The organism is Inquilinus sp. (assembly GCF_057815775.1).
The window spans coordinates 1-7,064 of record NZ_JBYRFX010000810.1; the positions used below are offsets into that span (position 1 = coordinate 1).

The following is a 7,064-nucleotide window of genomic DNA, read 5'->3' on the forward strand; positions in this document are numbered from 1 at the left end:
CCATCCTGCTGCGCAGGGCCGCAGTGGTGGCGATCCGCAAGCGGCTGAAGCAGCCGCTCGACCTTGATGACGCCGAGTTCGAGGCCTTCCTCAAGGGCCTGCGCCGGACCAAGGGCGCACGGCCGACCCGCAAGGCGGCACTGCTTGAGCCGAACCTGCGCGCCGCGGCCTTGGTGCTGACCCCGGGCACGCACCCGGATCTGGCCGGCATCGAGCTGGCCGGCGGGGGAGGGGAGAGGCGTCGCGCGCTGCGCGACATGGCATTGCTGCTGATCGGCTTCGCCGGCGGCTTCCGCCGCTCCGAACTCGCAGCCTTCGATCTTCGGGACGTGTCGTTCTCGGCCGAGGGCCTGGTGCTTTTCGTCGGCCGATCCAAGGCTGACCAGGAACGTCATGGCGCTGAGGTCGGCATCGAGGCGGTGCTGGACTCGCCACTCTGCGCCGTCACCGCGCTGCGCCGCTGGCTCGCAGCCCGCGGCGATGCGCCGGGCGCCCTGTACTGCCGTCTCGACCGCGGCGGCAATCTGGTGGCCGGCGCCGGCGGCCATTTGCTGCCGGTCGATCCGGGCACGATCGCGCGCCTGGTCAAGCGCGTCATCGCCCGCACCGGCGTCGGCCCGGAAGAATTCTCGGCGCACAGCCTCCGCGCCGGCATGATGACCGCCGCTGATCTGCTCGGAATCCCGCTCGACAAGGAGATGGAGCATGGTCGATGGAAGAGCTACGCCTCGGCGCGGATCTACCGGAGGCACGAGAGCCTGTGGGTGGGGAATTTTACGGGCAGGCTCCTGCGAAAGGAATAAGGCGATAGGAACAAGGGGTTAACGTTATGTTCACGGATTCCGGATGCCTACGCACTATTCTTGTAAGGAGCCCAACTTGCACTGTTGGCCACCGTCATGACGCTGCACATCCTGAGGCGCGACGACACGGGCGTCGAGGCCCCACGCCGGTCCAATGGTGTGCAGGCCAACGACACGATCTGAAAGCATGTGCGTGCGTTACATCTTCCAAACAGGATTAGTTGAATTTGGCCGATCGGGCTGCGCGCTATCCGTTCGAGCTGCAGGCCTTGCGCGTGCCCAACGTTCTCAGCGGTCAGTGATCAGTCGACCACAATCGCCGCCGCCACGGCCCCCGCGCGCTCAGTCGCGGCGTCCGCCACATGCTGGTTGTACGCGAACATCGCCGGTCTATAGTCGAGCGCCTCCAGCGTCCTCAGCACCAGAGCGGTGCGGGCCTCGTCGAAGGGGGCGAAGAGATCGTCGACGATGAACGGCGCTGTTCCGCCCGACTGGCATAGGCGTCGAGATAGAGAAGCGCCGCGCCGGCTACAACTGGTCCAGGGTGCCCTCGCTCGTCCCCTAGATCGGAACCTTCTGCCCCGATGGGAGGCCCCCAACTAAGCGCGGCGTGTCGCCGTCAGCTTCGGCTCTAGCAAGTCACATAGTGCCGTGAACTTCCAATCCCCCGAAGCGGCCATAAGAAACGCCCCTCATCCTGCTTCTCTTAGAAGGCATACGGGATGTCGTGATAGATGCGGTTGTGCGCCATCATCCAGCGCCCAGCGACTTTCTTAAGGGTCGGCCGGTAGTAGCCACTCTCGATCGGGGTGATGGTGCCTTGCGCGCCAAAAGCCCCTGCCGGCCAACCGCCTTCAGGCTTTTCCGCACCGACGACGTTGAACACCACGAAATGGACGTCGAGCGTCGCGGTGTCGCCTTTCACGTCGATGATCGGGTCATAGGTGGTGTGATGGCTCCACCCCCGTGGCGGATGCGGCTTCATCAACGTGGTCACGGCTTCACCAATGGCTTTCGCCCCGACCAGCTCGCCAAGACGCTCAGCTGTGCCTGCATTGTTGTAGAAAATCTCGGTCTTGCCTTCGGGCAGGAAGATGTCGCTCATGGCCGCTCCGTCCCGGTGGTCGGCCGCCCGGACGTATCGCGCCATCACCTCCTGAATTTCACGTTCATCGGACATGGCAGGCCTCCTCGGAATGATATGATCCTATGATAGATGCATATATCTCCATTGATATGCAACAATGAAAGATGCATATCTAGGGCCTAGGAGCAGACGATGATCGATGTCCGGTTCGCGACCGCCCTGCAGATGATGCTCAGCCTGGCCCTCGCCCAGGCCGAAGGCGTCGAGCGATTGAGCTCCGCCCAGTTGGCCGAGGGGGTCGACTCCAATCCAACCTTTGTCAGGCGATTGCTGGTTCCCCTGATCCAGGCGGGGCTTGTCCGATCGACCATGGGGCGGGACGGCGGTGTAAGCCTGAGCGCCGACGCCGCTGCGATCACGCTCGGCGAAATCTATAAGGCGACCATGGGGGATAAGAAGCTGTGGACCGCACGCAGCGATATCCCCCATCGGTGCCTCGTCAGCCACAACGTCGAGCGGTTCTTCGGGACCCTGGCCGACGAGGTCGATGAATCGGTGTCGCGTCTGCTGGCCGGACGGACGCTGGCCGATGCCCTTTCGGACCTTCGCGCCCTCGACGCACAGCGTGACCCTCGTCCCCGGGATCGCACGGTCGAGACCGGAACAGCCTGATCGTCGAGGGGAAGCGAAGGTCACTTACCGGCACCAGCCGCGCCTTGCTCAATGCCGGATGACAACCTTGCCGAAGAGCCGGCGCCCGGAGAAGTGGCTCAGCCCGGCCTTCGCATCGTCGAAGGCATAGACGCTGTCGAGAACCGGCCGGATGTCGTGCTGTCCCAGCACCCGGCCCAGGTCCTCCAGGTCGCGACGGCTGCCGACGGCAATGGCCTTGAAGGTCGCGTGCGTCCTGAACATCGTCATGAAGTCGATGCCCCCCTCCGCGCCAGCCAGAATTCCGACCAGGGATATCTGGCCGCCATAGCCAATCGCCTTCACCGACTGGGCCAGGGTATCGGCGCCGCCCACCTCCACGACGCGGTCCACGCCGCGCCCCCCCGTCAGGGCGCGCGCCTGCTCGCCCCAATCCTTCGTGGCGCGATAGTCGATCACATGGTCGGCCCCGAGCTGACGAAGACGCTCCGCCTTGTCCGAACTGGAGGTCGTTGCGATGACGCGCGCGCCGAGGGCCTTGGCCAATTGAACGGCGAACAACGAGACCCCGCCCGTGCCCTCGGTGAGCACGGTGTCGCCGGCGCCAACGCCTGACAGCGCGGACCACGCCGTAACGCCTGCACAGGGAAGGGTCGCCGCCTCCTCGAAGCTCAGATGCCGAGGCATGGGCACAAGAGCTTCGGCGTTGACCACCTTGTATTCGGTGAGCCAGCCATCGTGATCGACGACCCATTGCTGCGGCGCCGCATTGAAGGTTCCGCCGAACCAATTCGGGAAGAACGCATTGACGACCCGGTCGCCGGCCTTGAAGCGCGTGACACCGGGACCGATCGATTCCACCTCGCCGGCGGCGTCCGACAGAGGCACTCGTCCCAACGCCACGGGCGGCGAATACCAGCCGTTGGCGACGATCAGGTCGCGAAAATTGATCGAAGACGCCCGCACCCGGACGAGCACTTCGCCGGTTCCCGGCGACGGAATGTCATGATCGGCCATGCCGAGGCCGTCGGGTGTCCCAAACCGTTCAAGGTGATATGCGCGCACGGCGTCCCGTCCTTTTTTGTTTTGCTGGAGTTGATGTAGCCCCTCCGTTATTGTTCGATAATTGGATGTATTTGGAACGGCCTGTGTAGATGCCCTTAACAATTTCCAGGACGCATCTCGATGGGTTGGTCATGTTTCTGGCGGTGGCGGAGGCCCGGGGATTCCGCGCGGCGGCGCGCCACCTCGGCGTCACGCCGTCCGCGGTCAGTCAGGCGATCCGCAGCCTGGAAGACAGAATTGGCGCGCCGCTCTTCTCACGCACGACACGAAGCGTCGGCTTGACGGAAGCGGGCGAACGCCTGCTTGCCCACGCGCGTCCGGCCGTCGACATGATGACGGCGGGCCTGGACGCCGCGAGCGGGCTGGGCGGAGAGATCAGCGGCCGGCTGCGCATCAATGCACCACGCCCGAGCCTGCCGCTGCTGGTGAACCGTCTGCTGCCCGACTTTCTTGACGCCCACCCCAACGTTCAGCTTGAACTTGTGGGTGAGGATCGGCCCATCGACATCGTCGAGGGAGGCTTCGATGCCGGGATACGGCTCGGAGATTTCGTCCAGATCGACATGGTCGCGGTGTGGCTGACACCGCCGGAACGCTTCGTGGTCGTTGGTGCTCCGGCTCTGTTCCGCAAACACGGTCGCCCGGAGACACCGAGCGACCTGCAAGCCTTCCCGTGCATTCTGCTCCGCCAGTCCACGCGGGTCCTCGATCGATGGCAATTCGTCGTCGATGGCCAGCGCGTCACGGTGGGCATCGACGGCCCTCTCGTCATCAACGACGTCGAAGCCTGCATCCGCTCGGCGGCCCGCGGCGTCGGCCTCTTCCGGCTACCGCAGTCGCTCGTCATGTCCTATATTGAAAACGGGAGCCTGGAGACTGTGCTGGAAGCCAACAGCGAGGAAGTTCCCGGGCTTTCTCTCTATTATCCAGGCCGCAGCCAGTCGCTGCCGAAGCTTCGCGCCTTCGTCGATTTCGCAACCAAAAGGATGCGACGAGACTTCAGGTCCGGCGACTATCTTCCGACTCCGATGTCGTAGCCTCGGCTGGTGGATTGACCGAAACAGAAGAGTCCTGAAGGGGATTTCTGTGAGGGACGGCCCATGCGACGGTGGGGATGCGCGGCCGGATGTCGTCTGCATGCAGGAGTTTAAGGCGCCGCAGGAATGATTCCTGAAGGCGGGATACGACGCGCTCTGGCGTGAGCAGAAAGCCTGGAACGGCTGGCCCGCGGCGCCGAGCGCCTGGAAACGGATCTCATTGAGGTCCGCCGCCGGATCGGACGTCCGAACCAGGCGGGATCCCGAGTCTCACTGCACGGCAGAAAATGTGGTTGGCGCCATCAGCTGGCTGCTGATGATCTCGACGAACCGGCGTCCTTCTCAGTGTTGACGACCACCGCGGCCCATCTACGAGGACAAACTCGAAACATCAGGCCGCCATCAGCTCGATAAGCCCGGAGCGCTACTGCCTAGGCCGCAACCTTGGGTGGGCGCACCAGCGTCGTCACCTGGGCAGTAGGTAGATTCCGAGGCTCGCCGCCACCCCCGATCCGAACTCAAATGCAGTCGAGAGAATCCCAGAGACATCTGTGGAGGAATTCATGACCACCATCTTGATTATCGTTGTGCTTTTCGTACTCCTCGGCGGCGGCTATTTCGGATTTCGCCGGCGGGGATGACTGCTAGCAGCCTGGCGAACAATTTTCCCGTCGTCTGCGTCGGCGGCTCGGCGGGTGGCCTCGACGCCTATATCCGGTTGCTGCGGCACCTGCCGGCCGATATGGGTGTCGCGATTGTCATCGTTAATCATCTGAGGGTCGTGGCCACCCGACTCCACGAGATCCTTCCGCACCACACCACGATGCCGGTCGAATTGATCACGGACGGATTGGTCCTCCAGCCCGACCACGTGTTCATCATTCAGGCGCAGCGCGATCTGCACGTTCTCGATGGCGAGTTCCGACTAAGGCCGATCTCGAAGCCGAGAGGATGGCCGGACGTCATTACGGTCTTCCTGCATTCGCTGACCCGTCATTGGAACGGGCAGTTGATCGCCGTCATCGTCTCGGGCTATGACGGTGACGGGGCGGCGGCGCTGTGTGGCATAAAGGATGTCGGAGGCATCACCTTCGCGCAGAAGCTTGATACGGCTAAACAACCGGATATGCCCGAGAGCGCGATAGCGAGTGGGTGCATCGATTTTGTCCTGTCGCCCGAAGATATCGCCCAGCGCCTTGTACAAATCACACGTCGGGGGATCGAACGGCAGAGCGTCGGCTCGGTCCGGCGCAATAGAACCTAGACCCGCGGGAAAGAGCGGATTTTGTGCTACGACGTAATCGGTCAGTCTTTCCGATGCCGAGATCGAGGCCGTGGTGCGGCCTATGAGGGAGGCTACGCATCCGTCCGCGACGGAGAGCCTGGCGCTATGTCCGGTCTGGCCGCCTCGGGCCGAGGCAGTGGACGAATGAATGTGGCAGGCAAAATGCGAATAATTACCTAGTAAGAATATTCATACTCTTCGTCATCTGACTGGCAAAAACGCTTGGTGTCACCGTCATAGACTCGGGCAAAGCCAGTCTGGCGATGAATGCCCGCATCGTCCCTGTACTGGACGCATCCGACACAAAAAATCCGATCCTCGTCGGCCATGGAGCCAGTAGGATTTTGGTGATTAACGCGTTTGATCGAGCCGATGCCGGATTCGCCGGGCATCAGCGAGATTTTATCATATTCGCACTTCACCAACGGCCGCTTCTCAAATCCAACATCGTCTCGGCGCGACGCGAACACGTCAGCTTCGATCAGCTCAATATCTGCCTTCACTTCCCCAATGTTTATGTAGCGAAACTCGACATTGAAAGAAGCGTCGGCCTTGAAGGTGTCTTCGAAATGGACATTCCTAATGATGATCTTGGGTCGATGCGTTGAAACAAATTCGTTCTGGGCAATGTCTCTCTGGGACGATTGCAGATCCAAGCTGGCTGCAAGAAGATCTTTTTGCTTCTTGGAAAGAAGCGATTGCTTATATGAAATGAAGGCCTGGAAAAACAGAACCGCCACCGTCAAATAAGGCAATAGATTATTAAGGCCCATTATAGCTTCCTTTCGCCACCCAGCATTTTTAGACGAGGCCAAACGCCCTTCGGCGCTTCGCGCAAGCTGGAGGTCATTCGGCACCTCAACTGCTCACCAACCGAGCTTGAACGCCACTTTATTCGTATGACGCGACCTGTTTCTGGCCCGCATTCATCATGGATCTATCACGTCGACATCACCCCCTGCGCCGGCGCTTGCAAGCATTGAGGCCGCCGATGCGAAGGTCATTCCCTACCGCCTGTACAGGGTAGATACGCGACCGTCCGATTTTCGTCGCTAAGGGCCCGCTTCGGGTCGAATCCGGTCCCTCGCCGCTCAGGCCCAGGACCGCGATCAAGCTGCCATGAGCGTCCCGTCGCC

General features: G+C 62.0%; 7 protein-coding genes. 4 read left to right on the plus strand and 3 right to left on the minus strand.

Annotated features, from left to right (window positions below; translation table 11 throughout):
• Positions 1-26: 26 nt before the first annotated feature.
• Positions 27-803 carry a tyrosine-type recombinase/integrase gene (locus AC3XYG_RS28995; RefSeq protein ID WP_489143350.1) on the plus strand — a complete coding sequence of 259 codons (777 nt, stop codon included), beginning with the start codon at positions 27-29 and terminating at the stop codon, positions 801-803.
• Positions 804-1,509: 706 nt separating this feature from the next.
• Here AC3XYG_RS28995 and AC3XYG_RS29000 read toward each other — a convergent pair.
• Positions 1,510-1,983 (minus strand): nuclear transport factor 2 family protein, encoded by a 474-nt coding sequence (locus AC3XYG_RS29000; RefSeq protein ID WP_489143351.1) that lies wholly within the window; start codon positions 1,981-1,983, stop codon positions 1,510-1,512.
• Positions 1,984-2,082: 99 nt separating this feature from the next.
• Here AC3XYG_RS29000 and AC3XYG_RS29005 point away from each other — a divergent pair, with 99 nt between their 5' ends.
• Positions 2,083-2,562, plus strand: coding sequence for an RrF2 family transcriptional regulator (locus tag AC3XYG_RS29005; protein WP_489143352.1), 480 nt, complete (start codon positions 2,083-2,085; stop codon positions 2,560-2,562).
• A gap of 48 nt (positions 2,563-2,610) precedes the next feature.
• Here AC3XYG_RS29005 and AC3XYG_RS29010 read toward each other — a convergent pair whose 3' ends face one another.
• Positions 2,611-3,558, minus strand: coding sequence for a zinc-dependent alcohol dehydrogenase family protein (locus AC3XYG_RS29010; RefSeq protein ID WP_489143353.1), 948 nt, complete (start codon positions 3,556-3,558; stop codon positions 2,611-2,613).
• 179 nt (positions 3,559-3,737) lie between these two features.
• On the opposite strand from AC3XYG_RS29010, the gene AC3XYG_RS29015 reads away from it, so the two are divergent.
• Positions 3,738-4,643: a LysR family transcriptional regulator gene (locus AC3XYG_RS29015; RefSeq protein WP_489143354.1), complete on the plus strand. Its 906-nt coding sequence runs from the start codon at positions 3,738-3,740 to the stop codon at positions 4,641-4,643.
• Positions 4,644-5,280: 637 nt separating this feature from the next.
• Positions 5,281-5,907, plus strand: a complete 627-nt coding sequence (locus AC3XYG_RS29020) for a chemotaxis protein CheB (protein WP_489143355.1) — start codon at positions 5,281-5,283, stop codon at positions 5,905-5,907.
• A 197-nt stretch (positions 5,908-6,104) separates the two neighbouring features.
• On the opposite strand, the gene AC3XYG_RS29025 is transcribed toward AC3XYG_RS29020, so the two are convergent.
• Complete coding sequence (locus AC3XYG_RS29025; protein WP_489143356.1) at positions 6,105-6,785, minus strand: hypothetical protein; 681 nt, start codon at positions 6,783-6,785, stop codon at positions 6,105-6,107.
• Positions 6,786-7,064 lie beyond the last annotated feature (279 nt).